The following is a 17,224-nucleotide window of genomic DNA, read 5'->3' as shown; positions in this document are numbered from 1 at the left end:
ATGATCCCTCCAATTAAAATAACCCTAACTCCACATAGGAATTAGGGTTTGATGAATACACATTACATTTTACTGATCATAAAAATAATATATCCTTACAAGGGGATTTATTCCATTTTGAGAAAAGAAAACGAGTGACAGCACATGGCCATCACTCGTTTATTACATCTCTTTATTCAAAAGAGAGATGAATTTAGTTTCAAAATTAGTTTTGGTTAAGATTAAGAACTGTTTGGTTTGTAATTGCAGGAATTGTATTACCTGAATTATCCTGAATAGCCATACCATTATAAGTTACAGAAACACTAACATTGTTTGGTACATCTACTGCAAGTGTAAGTTGAATTGTGTCTTCAACATCAGGATCTAAGATCGGATCTCCACCTGGAGTAGTGTCAACAATAGCAAAGTTTGTAACTTGAACAGGCGCTCCACCAATCATCACTCTGAAATCATCTCCATCAACGTTCATAGTTGATGCTACACGAATTGCTTCGTCATATTTCAGTTCAATCGTATTAGCATTAAGGCTACCTGTTGTAGCTGTTAATAGTTCTGGAGCAGCTGAGCTGTTATCTACTACATAACCGTCAAAGCTTTCCGCTTCATTACCATTAAGATCTTCAAGTACATTTACATTGTCAACTTCATTAGCATCTGCATCGTAGCTTACTGTAACAGTAGCATCAGCTTTGATATCAACAGTTTCTTCGAAAGTAAATAGAAGTTCGTTTGCAGTACCAGCATTGCTTACTGTAGCAACGTCTGCTTCTACACCATCAATTAGAACTGTGAAAGGATTCTCTGAATCTTCATCGATATCGATCGTTGCAATGTCTTCACTGAAAGTAGCTGTGAAAGCTGTTCCAGCTTCATTTACTTCTGCATCTTCGATTTCTGGACGAGAATCTTCTGGCATTTCAATTGTAGTAGAGTAGTAAGTTCCATCACCATAATCTACTAGTAATTCAAATGGGCCAGCTTCATCTTGGTCAATCGATACTGAATCAGCATCAAAATCTACTACGCCATCGTTAGCAGCAACCCAATCACCACTAGTTTGCTCATAGTAATACACTGAAACAATTTCATCTAGGTTGTCATCAGAAGCAACGTCATCTTCAGTTAAGTAAAGATCAAAGTTAGAAGAATCGCCAGCTGTTTCACTAACATTGTCTGAGAAGATTGCTTCGATACCATCCCACTCAATTACCGCTGTAAATACTTCAGGTGTTCCTCCACCTTGACCAGTTGTAATTGTGTAAGTGTAAAGACCAGCTTCTTGAGTAACATCAAATAGTAGTCCATCTTCACTGCTAGTTCCATCGTATAGATCGCGTGCAACAGTTGAAGTTTCACCGTCTGGACCCATTACACGAATTGTAGCTGCATCGTCAATAACGCTAGTGTCTGCAAGGTCATAAACTTGGTATACAGTATCTTCAAATGCTACTGAAACACCAGCTTCGAATTCTTCTTCGTTAGAAAGAGTGATGTTATCAATGTCTTCATCAGTAACATCTACTGCATTTCCTGCTTCGTCAACAAGTTCAGAACCAGTATAAGATACTGTTACATTGTCTTCACTAGTTAGAATATCTCTATCTAGTTCAACAGTAACCATATTTCCTTCAACCGTTACATCAGTTCCTGTAGCGTCAATACCATCTTCAGAAGAAACAGTGAAGTCTGTAGCATCTACAGTTGTATCAAGATCAAAGTTCTCATCAAATGTAAGAACTAGCTCATCACGGTTTACTGTACCGTTTACTAGTTCTGGCTCTTGCCCATCAAGTGTTACAGCTTCTGAAGTTTCAGAAACAGCTACCTGACCATCTTCACCAAACGTTAGTACGCGGAATTCTACAACATCACCATCACGGCCATTGTACTCGTAAGAATCAGTTGTAATATTACTGAAAGTTTCTTCAGTTACAAAGTTTCCACCGTTAACAGAAACCTGTAAAGATTGAGATTCAGCTACATCAGTTTCTGATTCAGAAGGATCCCATTCAACTAGTACATCTGCATCCGGAAGTAGTTCAGTTTCTACCATTGTTGCCGGCTCAACTACAGCTGGCATCATTTCTACTACGCGGTTAACTAGAGTGCCAGTGAATTCTCCGCCAGAAACGCTAGTTACAAGGTTTGTACCAGGAGTGTAATCAATACGTACTTCATCTTCGTTGTCAGTGATTGCTGAACCACTTAGCGTAAGAATCAGGTTTTCTCCCTGTACTTCAAGGTTAGGTAGAACATTTACGTTCTGACCATTTACACGTACTTCAAAGTCATTGTTTGATGGAATAGAAGCGTCTGAAAGCTCAGTTCCAAAGTCAATTACGATTGAGTCAGTTGAGTTGATAGAACGGTTAACCGCCATTACACTCTCAACCATTGGATCAACAGCTACTTCAAACACATAAGTATCCTCAGCGCCACCAATTGAAAGTGTTACTTCTTCACCTTCAAGGCCTAGCTCATCAAGATCCGTATGGGAAACAGTTACAACATTTCCATCAACGTCTGTGATTTCAAGCATAAGTGCTTCAAGTACTTCTGCAGAAGGCATTTCGCCATTTACAAGTACGTCATAGTTTTCAAGAACCCAGTCAAGATCTGCACCTTCTGGAAGTTCAGAGAAAGTAAGTGTGAACATGTCACCTTCTTCGTTGAACTCAAGAGCGTCGATTGTTGGAAGTTCTTCAACAGGATCAACAAGACCAGCTGCGTCTGCTGCTGCATAGATGAAGCGAGCAAAGTCACCACGAGTGATGTCACGGTCAGTTCCGAATTGTGTAGCAGATACACCAGAAGTTACTCCGTTATCGAATAAAGCTGCTACTGCTGCTGCATAACGATCGTTAACGTCTGTGAATGGAAGATCAGTTGCATCTCCAGTAAGACCAAATGCGTTAGCAACAAGGATAGCCATTTCACCACGAGTGATGTTGTCAGCAAATCCGTATTGAGTAGCTGATTTACCATTTACTACTTCAGCAGCAAATAGTGAGTTGATGTAAAGAGCTCCACGAGCAGGAACATCTGTAAATCCTGCAGATGGTGCTTCTTCATCAAGAAGTTCAGCAGCCTGTGCAAGGATGATCGCAGCGTCACCACGAGTGATAGACTCAGCTACACCGAAAGAAGTTTCAGTTTTGCCAGAAGTGTATCCTTCTGATACTAACCAGTCGATTGCTTCAGCATATTGTGGAGCTACGTCCGTAAATGCTGCAGTTTGTACGTTAGCTGAAGCAGCTGGTGCTACAGCAGATGCTACTAGAGTAGCTGTCGCAGCTGTTGCTACGAACTTTTTGTAAGACTTAGGTTGATAAGCCATGTGTGTGTTTCCTCCTTGTTTTGTGGTTCATTTTTAAATAGGAATTTAATCTTTCTTTTCTGCCAGCAATAAGTAATTTGTGGTTCAAAAGAATGCAACCCATTAAGATTATGTAGGTTTGCAGACTGACAGAATGGAAATAAATTAAACTCAACTATCATTTTACCAAATCATATGAGAATATCAACTTATATTTACAATAATAATTCAGTTTTTTGCTGAAAGATGTCATTTCGATTAAATATGTCGTTAATATTCTTTTGATCCGGTAAGTTCCCACTACTAATATACCACTTAAGTTAGGACTAAAACCACATAAAACGCTATTTTTTTACATTAGTGGGATTGTTGCCTTGTTAAAGCTGTAACAGTACTGACTTTTCGGAAAAAATAAAAGTTTTTTATTACCCACATAAAATAAGAGATTCATATTATTTGTCAGGTGCCGATCATCGTTTCGCTGCGCTTCGGGCGGATGCTTTCTGGACGGTTGTTGCTGAACCTCCTCGGCAAACCAGCGGGGTCTCACCTTCCAACTTATCGTCCCGGAGTCACCGCCCTACGCTCCGCTGCACTCTGTATGTGCTTAAAAAAGCAAATAAAATATACATATTATCCCCCCTTTGTGTGATTAGAAATATTAAACTCCATCTTTCTCCCTGCACAGCTGATGTTCTGTACGGAAGGAGGCGACTCCAGCGGGATACGACCGACAACTGAGACCCCGCAGGACGAAGTTCGAGGAGGCTCAGCGCGTTCCCCGCGGAAAGCGTCCTCCTGGAGTACAGAACATCAGCCAAACTTACAAAGAAAAAGCCTGCAAAGAGTTCAACTCCCTGCAGGCTTTCATTCTATTTAACTTTAATCAATCGATTATTCACCAGTACAACCGCAAGTCCCGCTGCAAAGTAGATCGTCACAGCCGGGGCTGTAAACACGTGTCCTGCCATTGCACCGATACCGAGTGCAAGCACAAGTGACGTACCCCAGAGGATATTGTCGATTGTCATTGTTTCTTTGAATCTTGTAATCAGCCTTTTCGCAATGAGGAAAAGGAAGAATATGATTGGTGCCATAAAGTAGATAAATCCGATGATGCCGAATGAGAAGAAGATATCGTAGTAATCCATCTCAATCATCGTTGGTCTTTCGTCCACTTCATAGTTTCCGGCAAAGCCCATTCCGAACATTTGCTGCAGTAACGGCGCTGAAGCGAAATCATCAACGAAATCCTGCAGGTAGACTTCACGGCTTGAGAAGATCAGGTTCTGCATTTGTTCGCTTGTGACACCTTCATCCTCTTCAGGTGCGTCTTCCTCAGGTGCTTCAGGATCTTCAGGGTCTGATGATGATTGTCCCCAGTCAATTTCAAGCAAATCAATATGCGCGCCGACATTATGGAATGTCGGTGTAAATGGTGATGTCACTGCTGTTAAAGCAAATAATACAGCAAGCATGCCGAGATTTGCTTTCCATTTCGCTTTCTTTTCGACCATAAAATGCTGCCAGCCGACTGCAAGCACTGATGCTGCGAGTGCAATGATGACTGCCCCGTAGCCTACTTTTGTGCCAAGCATCTGCATTGAGAATGCGAACAGCACGAATGGGATCCACACATACCACTTTTTCCAGGACGTCATCTGATGGATCGCTACCATTGCAACGACTGGAATGATAATTGCCATGATCGCACCGATTTCATTTCCGGCATAGAACCAGCCGGTGAAACCGATTTTTGACCAGCGATAGTTTTCAAGGCTTGTCCCTGTGATCAGTGAGACGATGAACACAAAGCTGATGATCAGTGAGGAGTAGAAAAACATTTTTTTCGTACGCTCCATCACATCGTCACCCATTGCCACAAGCTGTCTGTAGATTAAGATCAGACCAAATAAGACAATATGCAGATACACAACTTTGTTAAAGAATTTCAGTTCTTCAAACAGTAAGTACGGATCTTTTACAGCCAGGTTCACGCCAAGATTTATGGCGATCAGTGCTGCGAGACCTGCTAAATACCAGAAAAAGATCTTCGCCATACGGCTTTTTCTCATCATCATCAGGACAATGACGATCATTGCGGCCATATAAAGAAATCTAAGCACAATTCCTGCAGTGATGCTTGAGCCTGCAGAAATCGTTGTTAATACGTCAACGACGGGCTGGAGCGCAATAAATGCGATCATCCATACGAGAAACGACCGATTTTGATGCATAAATAAGTTACCTCAATTCTCATTTGTTTTGCTGTAGTTCTTCAAAAGCTTCGACTAACAGGTGACTGATCTGTGATGTTTCATACTGAGCTGCTGTTCCGAGTGCTGCCTGCTGCATGTCTGCCTGCTGTTTGGCAGGCATCTGCAGAAAGCTTTCAATATGGGATGAGAGTGCCTGGTGGTCCCCGACATCAAACAGCATACCGTTCTTTCCTTCTTCCGTATAATCTAATATCCCGCCGATACGGCTTGCAATAATTGGTGTACCGCACGCCATCGCCTCAAGCCCCACAAGCCCGAGACTCTCACCTTTTCGCTTCGTCGGGAAAATGAAAGCTTCTATTATATTAAATACTTTTACAAGATCCTTTTGCGGCATCAGCTTGAAACGGTCAATATGATCCTGCAGCTGCAGTTCATTAACAAGCTGCTCATACGCTTCATCATCCTTACCAGACCCCACTACAAGAAAACGCACACCTTCAATCGCTTCAGGGGCATGCTCTTTTAAATGGGCGATCGACTTCAGAAATACTTCCCAGCCTTTACCGACATCAAGCCGGCCAACATAGCCGATATATCTCGCCGTCTCAGAAAGACTAAGCTCTTTTCTAAAAGCAGTGTCCTGCTCAGGCGCCGGGTAGAATACACCTTTGTTAACCCCGCCTGATGGAAAAATGCGGATCTGCGTGTCAGGCTGATATTTTTCAATGACCAGATCACGGTAATAATTCGACGGTGTGAGCACCATCTCAGACTGCCTGATCAGCTTTTTCACATAAGGCTGAAACTTTTCCTGTGAAGCCACTTCCGGCACCACGTCCGAACCGTGAACGTTCGTTACAATTTTCACATTTGGCTTCAGCTTTTTAAGCAGCAACAGCGGAGGGGCGTTATGGGCAGCATAATGGACATACAGTGCATCATGCTTCCCGGAAAGTCCCTCACGGAGAACTGTTGCGTAGTAAAGTCCGTACTGGATCAGCTTCTGCAGCTTGCCGGTTTTCTTTTGCATAACCGTTTTTGTGACAGTAAAGCCCGCGTCCTGCAGGATTTTTTCTGTATTCTGAACAAATACGCCGTAGCTTGGGTAAGCGTCTGACGGGTACATGTTGGCGATTAGATGGATGTTCATGTGTGCCTCCTTTCTGGTGTGAAGTCTGGGTCAGACCCAGACTTCACTTTTGAGAACCGCTTGGTTGCGGGGGTTGTAGACCCGGGTCTGCCCCGGGTCTACGCTGGGAACCGTTGACCTGCGCTCCAGGCGGATGCTTTCCGGACGGTTGTTGCTGAGCCTCCTCGGCAAGCCTGCGGGGTCTCAGCTTCCAACTTATCGTCCCGGAGTCACCGCCTTCCGCTCCGGTCAACTCTGTATGGTGGAACTCTACTCTGTTCTTCTTTGTTATATAGAGAAAAAAGTTCGAGTTTCCTAACTTTATTTAATTTTAATAAATTTGATAGAACTAGTAAGCTGATGGCTTACTGACTGCAGATAACCCATCAACTTTGATTGCACTGCACAGATTGCAGCGGAAGAGGGGGCGACTCCAGCAGGAGAAGCGTGGCAGGTGAGACCCCGCAGACGCGCAGCGTCGAGGAGGCTCACCGCACGCCCTGCGGAAAGCGTCCCCCTCTGGAACTGCAATCTGTGCCAATATTAGGACCGAAGTCTGGGTCTGACCCTCACTTCGCTGCTCCCTACCGACCGTAAACGCAGACCCGTCTCTACCTTTCTAGTTCCTTCAGCTTTTCTTTCATATATGCCACGATATGCTCCTTCAGCTCAGGGCGCTGGAGGGCGAATTCGATGGTGGTTTCGACGAAGCCTCTTTGTTCGCCGACGTCGTAGCGGTGGCCTTCAAATTCATAGGCGAGTACTTCCTGGTCCAGATTGAGTTTCTGGATGGCATCTGTCAGCTGGATTTCTCCGCCGGCTCCGATTTCGTGGGCTTCCAGGAAGTCGAAGATCTCGGGCGTGAAGATGTAGCGGCCGATGATGGCTTTATTGGATGGTGCTGTGCCCTGTTTTGGTTTTTCTATGAATTCTTTGACGTGTATGAGACGACCTTCCTGTTCTACGGGATCAATGATGCCGTAGCGGTGGGTTTGATCGTCTGGAACGCTCATGACGCCTAAGACTGAGGAGTCGCGTTCTTCGAATACGTTCATCATCTGCTTCAGGCAAGGCGTATCAGCCTGGACGACGTCGTCACCGAGTAAGACGGCGAATGGTTCTGCACCGATGAACTTGCGCGCACACCAGATGGCATGACCGAGTCCGAGCGGTTGCTTTTGGCGGATATAATGGATATCTACCATATTTGTTGATTTCTGCACAGCTTCTAATAATTCAAACTTTTCTTTTGCCAAAAGGTTCTGTTCGAGCTCCGGCACGTGGTCGAAGTGGTCTTCGATGGCGCGTTTGCCTTTACCGGTTACAATGATGATGTCTTCGATGCCTGATTCGATGGCTTCTTCGACGATGTACTGAATCGTTGGCTTGTCAACGATCGGCAGCATTTCTTTTGGCATAGCTTTGGTTGCGGGCAGGAAGCGTGTTCCAAGGCCCGCAGCCGGAATGATGGCTTTTTTTACTTTACGTGTCATATGTGGCACCCCTTAGCGATTTTTTGAATCTCCTAATGTGTACACTTCGAACCCTGCCGCTTCCCACTTGTCACGGCTGATACAGTTTTTCGTATCAATCACGATTTTTGTGCGGACCATACCGGCAATTTCGTTCGGATCCATTTCCTTGAACACGTTATGGTCAGTCAGGATCAGCAGCGCGTCCGCATGCCCGTATGCTTCTTCGACTGATGCCGTCTGGTTTTTCAGCTGGATTTCTTTAATGTGCGGGTCATAGGCAGTGACGTCTAACGTCTTCTCCTCTAAATGGCGCAGCACATCAAGCGACGGGCTTTCACGCATATCGTCAATGTTTCCTTTAAACGCAAGACCAAGTACAGTCAGCTTTGGTGACTTGATCTGCTTTGCCTGCAGAATGCTTGCTGCCATATCCGCTGTGTACTGCGGCATACCGTCATTTGTCTCACGTGAGAGGTGAATGATTTTCGCAAGCTCAGGGTTCAGCTCAACAAGGAACCACGGATCAACTGCGATGCAGTGACCACCAACCCCAGGACCCGGCATATGAATGTTCACGCGTGGGTGGAAGTTCGCCAGGCGGATTGCTTCCCAGATGTTGACGCCAATTTTATCAGCGATTTTCGCAAGCTCATTGGCAAATGCGATATTCACATCGCGGTAAGTATTTTCCATGACTTTTACAAGCTCAGCCGTTGTCGCATCTGTTTCGTGGATCGTTCCTTTTACAAATGTGCGGTACAGCTCTGTTGTCATGCGGCTTGATTCTTCATTAATTCCGCCGACGATGCGGTCGTTTGAGACAAGCTCCTCGAACACTTTACCCGGAATCACGCGCTCAGGTGAATGTGACACGAACAGCTCAGTGCCGATTTCAAGACCTGTCTTAATGAGCTCAGGCATCATGATGTTCTCAACTGTTTTCGGTGGAACCGTTGATTCAAGGATGACCAGGTTGCCTTTTTCAACAAAAGGAACGATTGATTCCGTTGCTTTTCTGACATACTCAAGGTTCGCAGTTTTGTCTTCTCTGATTGGAGAAGGCACGGCGATAATAAAAACGTCCGCCTTTTCAGGTGATGTTGAAACGGTCAGCAGCTTGTCATCAATTGCCTGCTCAAGCTTTTCCTGAAGTCCGTTTTCTTCTATATGAAGCTGTTTGTTCTGAATCATATTCACTGCTTTTTCATTGATATCCATACCGTGTACGCGTACACCATGGTTCGCGAACATCACGGCAGTCGGCAGGCCGATATATCCAAGCCCTACCACGCAAATTTTCTGTGCCATTGGAGTTCTCCTTCTTTTTGTAGATTGGCTGGCGAAGTGAGGATCAGACCCAGACTTCGCTCCCACTGTTGAATCTTATATTATAGTAGAGAAAAATCAATTTAAGTTTTTGTTACAAGTGTTTGGTGCTGGGCCGCGGCTGGCGGATCGGACGCTGCGAAGTCTGGGTCAGACCCCAACTTCGTTCACCCCACTACCCTCTCAACACCTTCACTAAAAACTTCGGCAGCGCCATCTGTCTCTTCCATCTTGATGGTTCCTTCATCAAACGATACAGCCATTCGAGGCCGAGGCGTCTGAAGAGGTGTGGTGCGCGCGGGATGGTGCCTGAGAAGACGTCGAAGCTGCCGCCGACGCCCTGGAATACTTTTGCGTTCAGCTGAGCGCGGTTTTGTTCGATCCAGTATTCCTGTCTTGGGCTGCCCATTGCAACGAAGACGATATCCGCTTTGGTTTTGTTGATTTCCTCAATCAAAGCGTCGTTGTCTTTAATGTACCCATTTGCATAGCCGGCAACGTGGAGTGCCGGGTATTTTTCTTTGATGTTGTCACGCGCTTTTTTCACGATTTCTTCTTTTGCGCCGTAAAAGAACACGCGGTAGCCCTGCTTGGATGCGTGGCCGAGCAGGTGGTCCATCATATCGATGCCGGTGACGCGGTTTCTGATTTTTCCTTTTTTTAACCTGGACGCAAGGAGAATACCCGCTCCGTCGGGTATTTGAAACGTCGATTCGTTAATTAACCGCTTAATTTCCGGATCGTCCTGCGCTTTAATGACTTTTTCGGGGTTCACAGCAATGACCGTTGACTGCTCGCCCTCCTGTATCCTATTGTCGATTTCAGACAGGATCTCAGCGTAGTTGAGTGCTGAAACCTTTACGCCTAAATATTCTTCCTTGAACTGGTTCATGGTTGTATCCCTCTTTTAGATATGTCTGATTTTGACATCATCCGCCAAAATCCATTTTATCATTATAGCAGATTCAATTTCACCCTGCATCAGCCTGTCTAACTGATCTGACGCAATTATTGTGAAAAAGGTTTCTTTTTCACCAAATTTATCATTTTGGTAACAGGTTCAAGAATTTGGGGTGATTTTTAGCAAGTTCTGTTATAATGATGTTTTGAGAAACGGTAAGGTGTTACTTACCCACCGGCCGGGCACGTAGACCCGGGACAGACCCGCCTCTACAAACCCCATTCTGCCGGGCAAGCTAACGAATGAAAGGAGCTCTACCCTTTGAAAATTGTAATTTCAGGCTTTTATGGACTGGGTAATACCGGTGATGAGGCTATTTTAAAATCGATTATTGATAATATCCGCAGTGAGGTGGACAAGCCGCAGATTACGGTGCTGTCGCTTTCGCCTGAGGAGACTGCGAAGACACATAACGTTCACAGCATTTACCGCGGTTGGCGTCATCAGAATAAGATGAAGATCCGCGCACTCCGTAAAGCGGACGTGCTGATCTCAGGCGGCGGCGGTCTGCTGCAGGATACGTATCCGACGAAATTTCTGTTCGGACCGCTTCCTTACTACTTACTCGTTGTCCTTTTAGCGAAACTGGTTGGCACAAAAGTGATGTTCTTCTCTCAGGGGATCGGGCCGGTTACATCTAAATGGGGGAAATTCCTCATGCGCACGCTTGCGAATAAAGCGGATTTCGTGACGGTACGTGACCAGTATTCGAAAGATTATCTGGAGAAGCTTGGTGTGACGAAGCCTGAAACGGTTGTAACAGCTGATATCGTGTTTGGCATGAAGCCTTCTGATGATGACAGACTGTATAAATCTCTTCCTTTAAAAGGTGATGAGACGCTTGCAGCGGTGTCGGTGCGACCATGGTTTACAAATGAAGAGTACTATGAAAAGCTTGCGAAATCGCTGGATGAGCTGATTGAAAAGCGCGGCGTGACGCCTGTTTTTGTACCGATGGAAGGTAAATATGATGTGACGGCTTCTGAAGATGTGAAAAAGCATATGAAGCACTCTGACAAGACGATGATGTTAGAGCGTGACGCAACGCCGTCTCAGTATCTGAACTTCATTTCAAAATGTGATATTACAATTGCGCTTCGCCTGCACGCATTGATTTTCTCAGCGCTGTCAAATGTACCGCACGTTGGGATCAGCTATGACAAGAAGGTTGAGAGTCTGCTGAACCGCTCAGGTATGTGGCCATATTCATTTAGATTAGAAGAACTGGACAGCGACAAGCTGGTTGAAAATGCGATTCACCTTTTAGACAATGCTGAAGATGAGAAGTCGAAGATGGCACCACGCGTGGATGCAATGCGCAGCGATGCAATGGAAAACCTGGTTCTATTGAACAAACATTTTGGCAAATAAATCTTTTGGAGGTACAGCATGAAGATTTTACTTACGACTGCGAACGATTATCCGCACCTTGGCGGACTGTCGACGCATATGACGACGCTAAAAGCCGGCCTTGAATCACGCGGCCACGAGGTGGATATTCTGTCATTCACGGATGTTCCAAAAAAGACGCAGTATCTGACTGCACGCGGACCGTCATTTGTGTTAAATAAAGTATCAAAAGGTGTCGGCTATCACTGGACGCTGAAGCGCAGAAGAGATTTTCTTGTGAAGCTGATCGAAGCAAACAAGCATAAAGGTTATCACATCATCAACGCGCAGGATGCATTCGCAACGCTTGCATCACTGAAATCAGGCCTGCCGGTTGTCTCAACGGTGCACGGCTACCTGACGCGCGAAGGCATCAGCCGCGGCGCAGTTGCTGAAGGCAGCAAGTCTGCTGAGGAAATGTTCCGTGCTGAAGTGCTTTCTTTTAAAGGCACGCGCGCTGTGATTACGGTTGATACGCGGATTAAGGATTATGTCAAAGAAGTTGCCGGCGTTGACGGTCACATGATCAAAAACTTTATCGACGTGGAAGGCTTCAAGCCGGAAACAGAGCGACGCAGCGAGTACCGTGAGAAGTACGGCTTCGGTGAAGATGAAAAAATCTTCTTCGTACCACGCCGTCTGACTGCGAAAAACGGTGTGACTTATCCGATCCGCTCACTTCCAGCCGTGCTTGAAGAGCATCCGGAAGCAAAAGTTGTTTTTGCCGGAACGGGTGAAGCACTTGAGGAAATGAAGCGTCTGATTGATGAACATAACCTGCATGACAATGTGAAGCTGCTTGGCGCGGTGGATCATAGCGTGATGAAGGAATATTATGCACTGAGTGATGTTGTGCTTGTACCAAGTGTTCACTCTGCAGGCGTTGAAGAAGCGACTTCGATTTCAGCACTTGAAGCGATGGGTTCAGGTGTCCCACTGATTGCATGTGCAGTTGGTGGACTGAAAGAAATCGTTGACCACGGCGTTGACGGTTTGCTTGTACCGGACCAGGATGTTGAAGCGCTGTCTGAAGCGATGATTGAGCTGCTTGATAATCCGGATTACGGACAGACCCTGGCAGGCCGCGCACGCCAGAAGATTGTGGATGAATATTCACACTTTGCGGCTGCTGAGAAATTTGAGAAGATTTATAAAGATGCTTATTAAAGAGTGATGACGGTCCCCCGCTGCCAGTTGGCGGCGGGGGATTTTTGGTGGGGTGAGCGAGCGAAGTCTGGGTCAGACCCAGACTTCGCTCCTCGGATGAAGAAAGCTATCCCCCGCTTTCCACTACACAACCTATGCCCTTCATGCAGTTGGTTAACAAGCAAGTTTCCCAACTGCATGAAGGGCTAATACCGAAGTCTGGGTCTGACCCTGACTTCGGTGGAACAAATAAAGTTAGGAGTCCTACTATGAGTTTGAAGAAGACCGCGATCTGGATTACGATGCTGGCGCTTGTGCTGAAGCTCTCGGGGTTTCTGCGGGAGAGTATTATTGCCGCGAAGTTCGGGGCGACTGAGCTGACGGATGGTTACCTGCTGGCATTTTCTTTTATTACGCTGGTTGTCGCGATGATTGCCAATGGTTTTAATAATGTGTTTTTACCTTTATATGTGAAGAAGAAAAAAGAGGCGTCTGACGCGACGGAGAAAGATGCGAATGGCATTATGAATGTGACGGTGCTGTTGTTCGCTGTGGTGTCAGTGGCCGGCTTCTTTACAGCGAAATATTTTGTGCCGCTCATGTTCCAGGATATGACGCCGCGGACTGAGGAAGTGGCTGTACAGATTACGCAGATCTTCTTCGTTGCGATGGTGGCGATTGCGCTGAATGGTATTCTGGAGTCATATTTACAGGCTAGAAGAATCTTTGTTCCGTCTCAGGTTTCGAAACTGCTTGCGACGTTAATGGGTGCTGTGTTTGCCATTTTATTTGCGGATACATGGGGCATCAACAGTCTGGCGTACGGCTTTGTGTTCGGAACGGTGCTTGGGATTCTGATTCAGGCCTTTTTCCTTTTACGAAGCGGGTTTCAGTGGCGTCCTACTGCAAAAGTAGGCGTTGATTTCAGAAAAGCTTTTATTGTATTAATCATTCCATCACTTTTAAATTCAGTGGTTGGACAGATTAATATGCTGGTAAATAAGTCGTTTGCGTCGGGGACGACTGAGGGGGCGGTTACATACTTGAATAACGCTTCCCTTTTAGTGAACATCCCGAATGCGATTTATGCAACGACGATTGGTGCGATTATTTTTACCCTTTTATCTGAACAGATTGATCGGAAAGAACAATTTCAGAATACCTTTTTCAAAGGGCTTGAGATTTCATTTTTAACACTACTTCCGATTGCAGTTGGATTATTGGTTGTCGGTGAGCAGGCGCTGTCGTTCATTTATGAGCGGGGGGCGTTCTCTGCAGAGGATACGCGCGCGACGTATCTTGCGCTGCTGTTTTACCTGCCGATGATTGTGTTTCAGGGGCTGCAGTTCATTGTGTCGAAGTCGATGTACGCGCAGGGCAAGACCGCGATTGTGTTCCGCATCAGTGTGACCACGATTGCGATTAATGTGGTGCTGAATATGCTGCTCGTTGATGAGTACGGCTACCCGGCGCTTGCTTTTGCGAGCTCGATGGTGTCGCTGTATTATCTGACGGTGTCATTGATTGTGGTGTACCGCGGATTTGATAAGCATGAATCGCGGAAACTTTGGAGAATGGTCACGCGTGCGCTGATTCCGGCGGCTGCGATGGGTGCTGCCGTATGGGGACTAGGCCAGGTTGGGTTTGTAGCTGGTCTTTATTCACTGATTCAGCTGGCGATCCTTGTTCCGCTTGGCATTGTCGTGTATGCGGTGCTGTTGCGGGTGTTTTATCGTGATGGGTTTAACCGTTTGCTTGGGCTCGTTAAGCGGCGGAAGGCAGTATAGGGTTTGATTTGAGACAGCGCTGTGGCGCTGTCTTTTTGTTTTGCGTTGGGCCGGGTCTGGGCGTTCGGCGTGCGGTTTAGGCAGCTTTGTGTGCGGTTCAAGTCCTTTTACGTGCAGCTCAGCCTATTTTCATGCGTTTTCCAAGCCGAGATTAACATAATTAAAACCCTGTACAGTCTATAAATTACTGTACAGGGTTCGTTCCACTTTATTTATAATAATCCGCCAATTAAGTCATCCAGTAATCCACCGTCGTCGCCATTTCCGCCTAGCAGGTCTCCGAGCAGACCATTAAGCAATCCGCTTCCAAGCACCCCTCCATTAAGCAGTTCATCGAGCAGTACCAGGATGCCGTCCAGCAATCCCTGAGATACTTCAATTTCTATAGGATCTCCAGTAGATACCTGTTCACCATCACTAATGACAGGCGTAAATGTAATTGTTTCTCCAACTGTTAACCCCTCTAACAGTCTTTCAACAAGTCCTTCGTTTGTGAAAGTTAATTCTACATACCCATTATTAATGTCTTCCTGAGTAATAGTGGTTTGTAATTCAACATTTTCTCCGCCTGATGCCTGAATCGTTAAAAATGCACCTGGTTCAATCTGATCCAGAGTTTCACCTTCTAAATTCACACGAAGTGGTGTATCTCCGGAAAGAATATACAGTAAATCTGATACAGTATTACCAGTCAAGTCCAGTACCGGATCTACAAGTGGATATAATGGTAGCTTCATATCCCCTATAACCCCGTTGAGTACTTCATTCTCACGAGTGATCGTACCATCAATTTCAAGGTTTTCCCCACCGTTGAAATTCTTGAGTAGATCAGTAGAGAGTCCTACATCTACGAAACCGCTATTCACATCATCTTCTGACAGAGTAATCTCTGCAATCGTGAAATCGTTAGTTGTCAGGCTGATCGTCTCACCCGCAAGCAGGCTTTCTTCACCCGGCAAAAGGTTAATACGCAGCAGATCTCCATTTAACAGATCATCGATTGAGATAGATCCGTCGATTAACCCATCATCCAGTAATTCAAGGTCTATCAAAGCATCAACTTCATCTTGCTGTTCTCCATCATTAAGCGTCACTCCGCCATCGACGAATATATCTGTCGGAACTGAATCCATTTCCCACATTGCTCCGTTCCATGTCAGTTCTGCTGTGATATCTGTACCGCCGAGATTCAGATCAAAAGATGCTGAATCACCTGTGTCGGCGTCAGTGCCAGATACCATTAATTCGAGTCCATTACCTGTAAGCTCAAAATCGCCATCTGCAAGCGTGCCTTTAACATCCATTAACATTCCATCAGTTCCTATTGAGTTGGAAAAAGTTAATGTCACCATTGTTTCATCTTCATCATTGCTTCTTGTATAAATAATTTCCTCCAGAACCAATCCGTCAATTGCAGCCAGAATATCATCAATTGCCTGTTCGATCTCCTCATCAGTTGCATCCATATCATCGGCAACAATTTGACCATTTTGCCACGCATCTTCAAAATCCATCCAGGAATCATTTGTATAATAATTCTCATCATAGTCGTCCAGCATATCTAAAAGTGCCGATAATGCTGATCTTCCATCTTCTCCCTGCATTGGGAACTCAGAAATTCTATAGAGGAAAATTGCAAACTCTCCACGGGTGATTGGATCATTAGTTCCAAATCTTGTTTCGGTTTTACCCTGTGTAATTCCACTATTAAGTAAAGCATTGACCGCTGCAAAATACCGTTCCGGTACATCTGTAAATTTAACCTTATCAACATTTGATTCGCCTAATATATAAGCATTTGCCAAGAGTAATGCAATCTCGCCTCGTGTAATTGAACTTTGTGCATCAAACTGTGTTGAAGACTTACCATTAGTAATCCCTGCATCTTTTAAAGCATTAACAAATGGAACCCCCCGCTCCGGCACATCTGTAAATCCAGATGGCGGTGCTGCTGAAACATCAAGGTTCAGAGCCCGCGCCAGCATGATCGCTGCGTCCACTCTTTTAATGTTCAGATTTGTCCCAAACTTTGTTTCCGTAATCCCAACTGTTATCTCTTCATCTACTAAGTAATTGACCGCATCCATATACCTTTCATTGACATCCGTAAACACCATTGCACTTGCAACCGGGGCCACCATGACTGCAGCTGAAACTGAAAAAGCTGTACCTGCTAAATACCTATTTCTTTTTTTCAAATTCCGCACCTCCAGTTTAATTATGAATATTCAGTCAACTTTAAATTACCACGAGGAAGAAATAGTAAAACCAAATATTACAGATACATGTTTTATTTGAAATAAATGATAATTCTAAAGTCCTGTTTTTTACAATTTATTATCGATATTTGTCTTATATTGGTTAAACAAGTCATCATATGTTATCTTATTGAAAAAACCAGTAACATAACTGTTTTTTAATACATGTAAAATTTTATGGTTATTTATGACTAATATCCAAATTATATATA

Annotated in this window: 10 protein-coding genes; 3 read left to right on the top strand and 7 right to left on the bottom strand. The window is 45.0% G+C overall.

Annotation, left to right across the window (positions count from 1 at the left end):
- Nucleotides 1–205: 205 nt before the first annotated feature.
- The 6 genes from ACH6CZ_RS09335 to ACH6CZ_RS09310 form a co-directional block, all read right to left on the bottom strand.
- Nucleotides 206–3,340 carry a SwmB domain-containing protein gene (locus tag ACH6CZ_RS09335; protein WP_374097159.1) on the bottom strand — a complete coding sequence of 1,045 codons (3,135 nt, stop codon included), beginning with the start codon at nt 3,338–3,340 and terminating at the stop codon, nt 206–208.
- An 851-nt stretch (nt 3,341–4,191) separates the two neighbouring features.
- Nucleotides 4,192–5,556 (bottom strand): O-antigen ligase family protein, encoded by a 1,365-nt coding sequence (locus ACH6CZ_RS09330; RefSeq protein WP_374097158.1) that lies wholly within the window; start codon nt 5,554–5,556, stop codon nt 4,192–4,194.
- A gap of 19 nt (nt 5,557–5,575) precedes the next feature.
- The gene (locus ACH6CZ_RS09325) at nt 5,576–6,691 is read right to left on the bottom strand and encodes a glycosyltransferase family 4 protein (RefSeq protein ID WP_374097157.1); all 1,116 of its coding nucleotides are present in this window, start codon (nt 6,689–6,691) and stop codon (nt 5,576–5,578) included.
- Nucleotides 6,692–7,281: 590 nt separating this feature from the next.
- Nucleotides 7,282–8,163: a UTP--glucose-1-phosphate uridylyltransferase GalU gene (gene galU / locus ACH6CZ_RS09320; protein ID WP_374097156.1), complete on the bottom strand. Its 882-nt coding sequence runs from the start codon at nt 8,161–8,163 to the stop codon at nt 7,282–7,284.
- A 12-nt stretch (nt 8,164–8,175) separates the two neighbouring features.
- The gene (locus ACH6CZ_RS09315; RefSeq protein WP_374097155.1) at nt 8,176–9,453 is read right to left on the bottom strand and encodes a nucleotide sugar dehydrogenase; all 1,278 of its coding nucleotides are present in this window, start codon (nt 9,451–9,453) and stop codon (nt 8,176–8,178) included.
- Between the two features lie 193 nt (nt 9,454–9,646).
- On the bottom strand, nt 9,647–10,363 hold the full coding sequence (locus ACH6CZ_RS09310) for a WecB/TagA/CpsF family glycosyltransferase (RefSeq protein ID WP_374097154.1): 717 nt from the start codon (nt 10,361–10,363) through the stop codon (nt 9,647–9,649).
- Nucleotides 10,364–10,693: 330 nt separating this feature from the next.
- Here ACH6CZ_RS09310 and csaB point away from each other — a divergent pair, with 330 nt between their 5' ends.
- The 3 genes from csaB to murJ all read left to right on the top strand — a co-directional run bounded on the left by csaB (nt 10,694) and on the right by murJ (nt 14,754).
- Nucleotides 10,694–11,803 carry a polysaccharide pyruvyl transferase CsaB gene (gene csaB, locus ACH6CZ_RS09305; protein WP_374097153.1) on the top strand — a complete coding sequence of 370 codons (1,110 nt, stop codon included), beginning with the start codon at nt 10,694–10,696 and terminating at the stop codon, nt 11,801–11,803.
- Between the two features lie 18 nt (nt 11,804–11,821).
- The gene (locus ACH6CZ_RS09300) at nt 11,822–12,988 is read left to right on the top strand and encodes a glycosyltransferase family 4 protein (RefSeq protein WP_374097152.1); all 1,167 of its coding nucleotides are present in this window, start codon (nt 11,822–11,824) and stop codon (nt 12,986–12,988) included.
- A gap of 248 nt (nt 12,989–13,236) precedes the next feature.
- Nucleotides 13,237–14,754: a murein biosynthesis integral membrane protein MurJ gene (murJ, locus tag ACH6CZ_RS09295; RefSeq protein WP_374097151.1), complete on the top strand. Its 1,518-nt coding sequence runs from the start codon at nt 13,237–13,239 to the stop codon at nt 14,752–14,754.
- A 212-nt stretch (nt 14,755–14,966) separates the two neighbouring features.
- Here murJ and ACH6CZ_RS09290 read toward each other — a convergent pair whose 3' ends face one another.
- Nucleotides 14,967–16,952: an S-layer homology domain-containing protein gene (locus ACH6CZ_RS09290; RefSeq protein ID WP_374097150.1), complete on the bottom strand. Its 1,986-nt coding sequence runs from the start codon at nt 16,950–16,952 to the stop codon at nt 14,967–14,969.
- Nucleotides 16,953–17,224 lie beyond the last annotated feature (272 nt).

It is taken from the genome of Jeotgalibacillus sp. JSM ZJ347, from assembly GCF_044383825.1.
Lineage (GTDB): Bacteria > Bacillota > Bacilli > Bacillales > Jeotgalibacillaceae > Jeotgalibacillus.
Note: the sequence above shows the minus strand (reverse complement) of the source record. Positions and strands in the feature narration are given on the sequence as shown.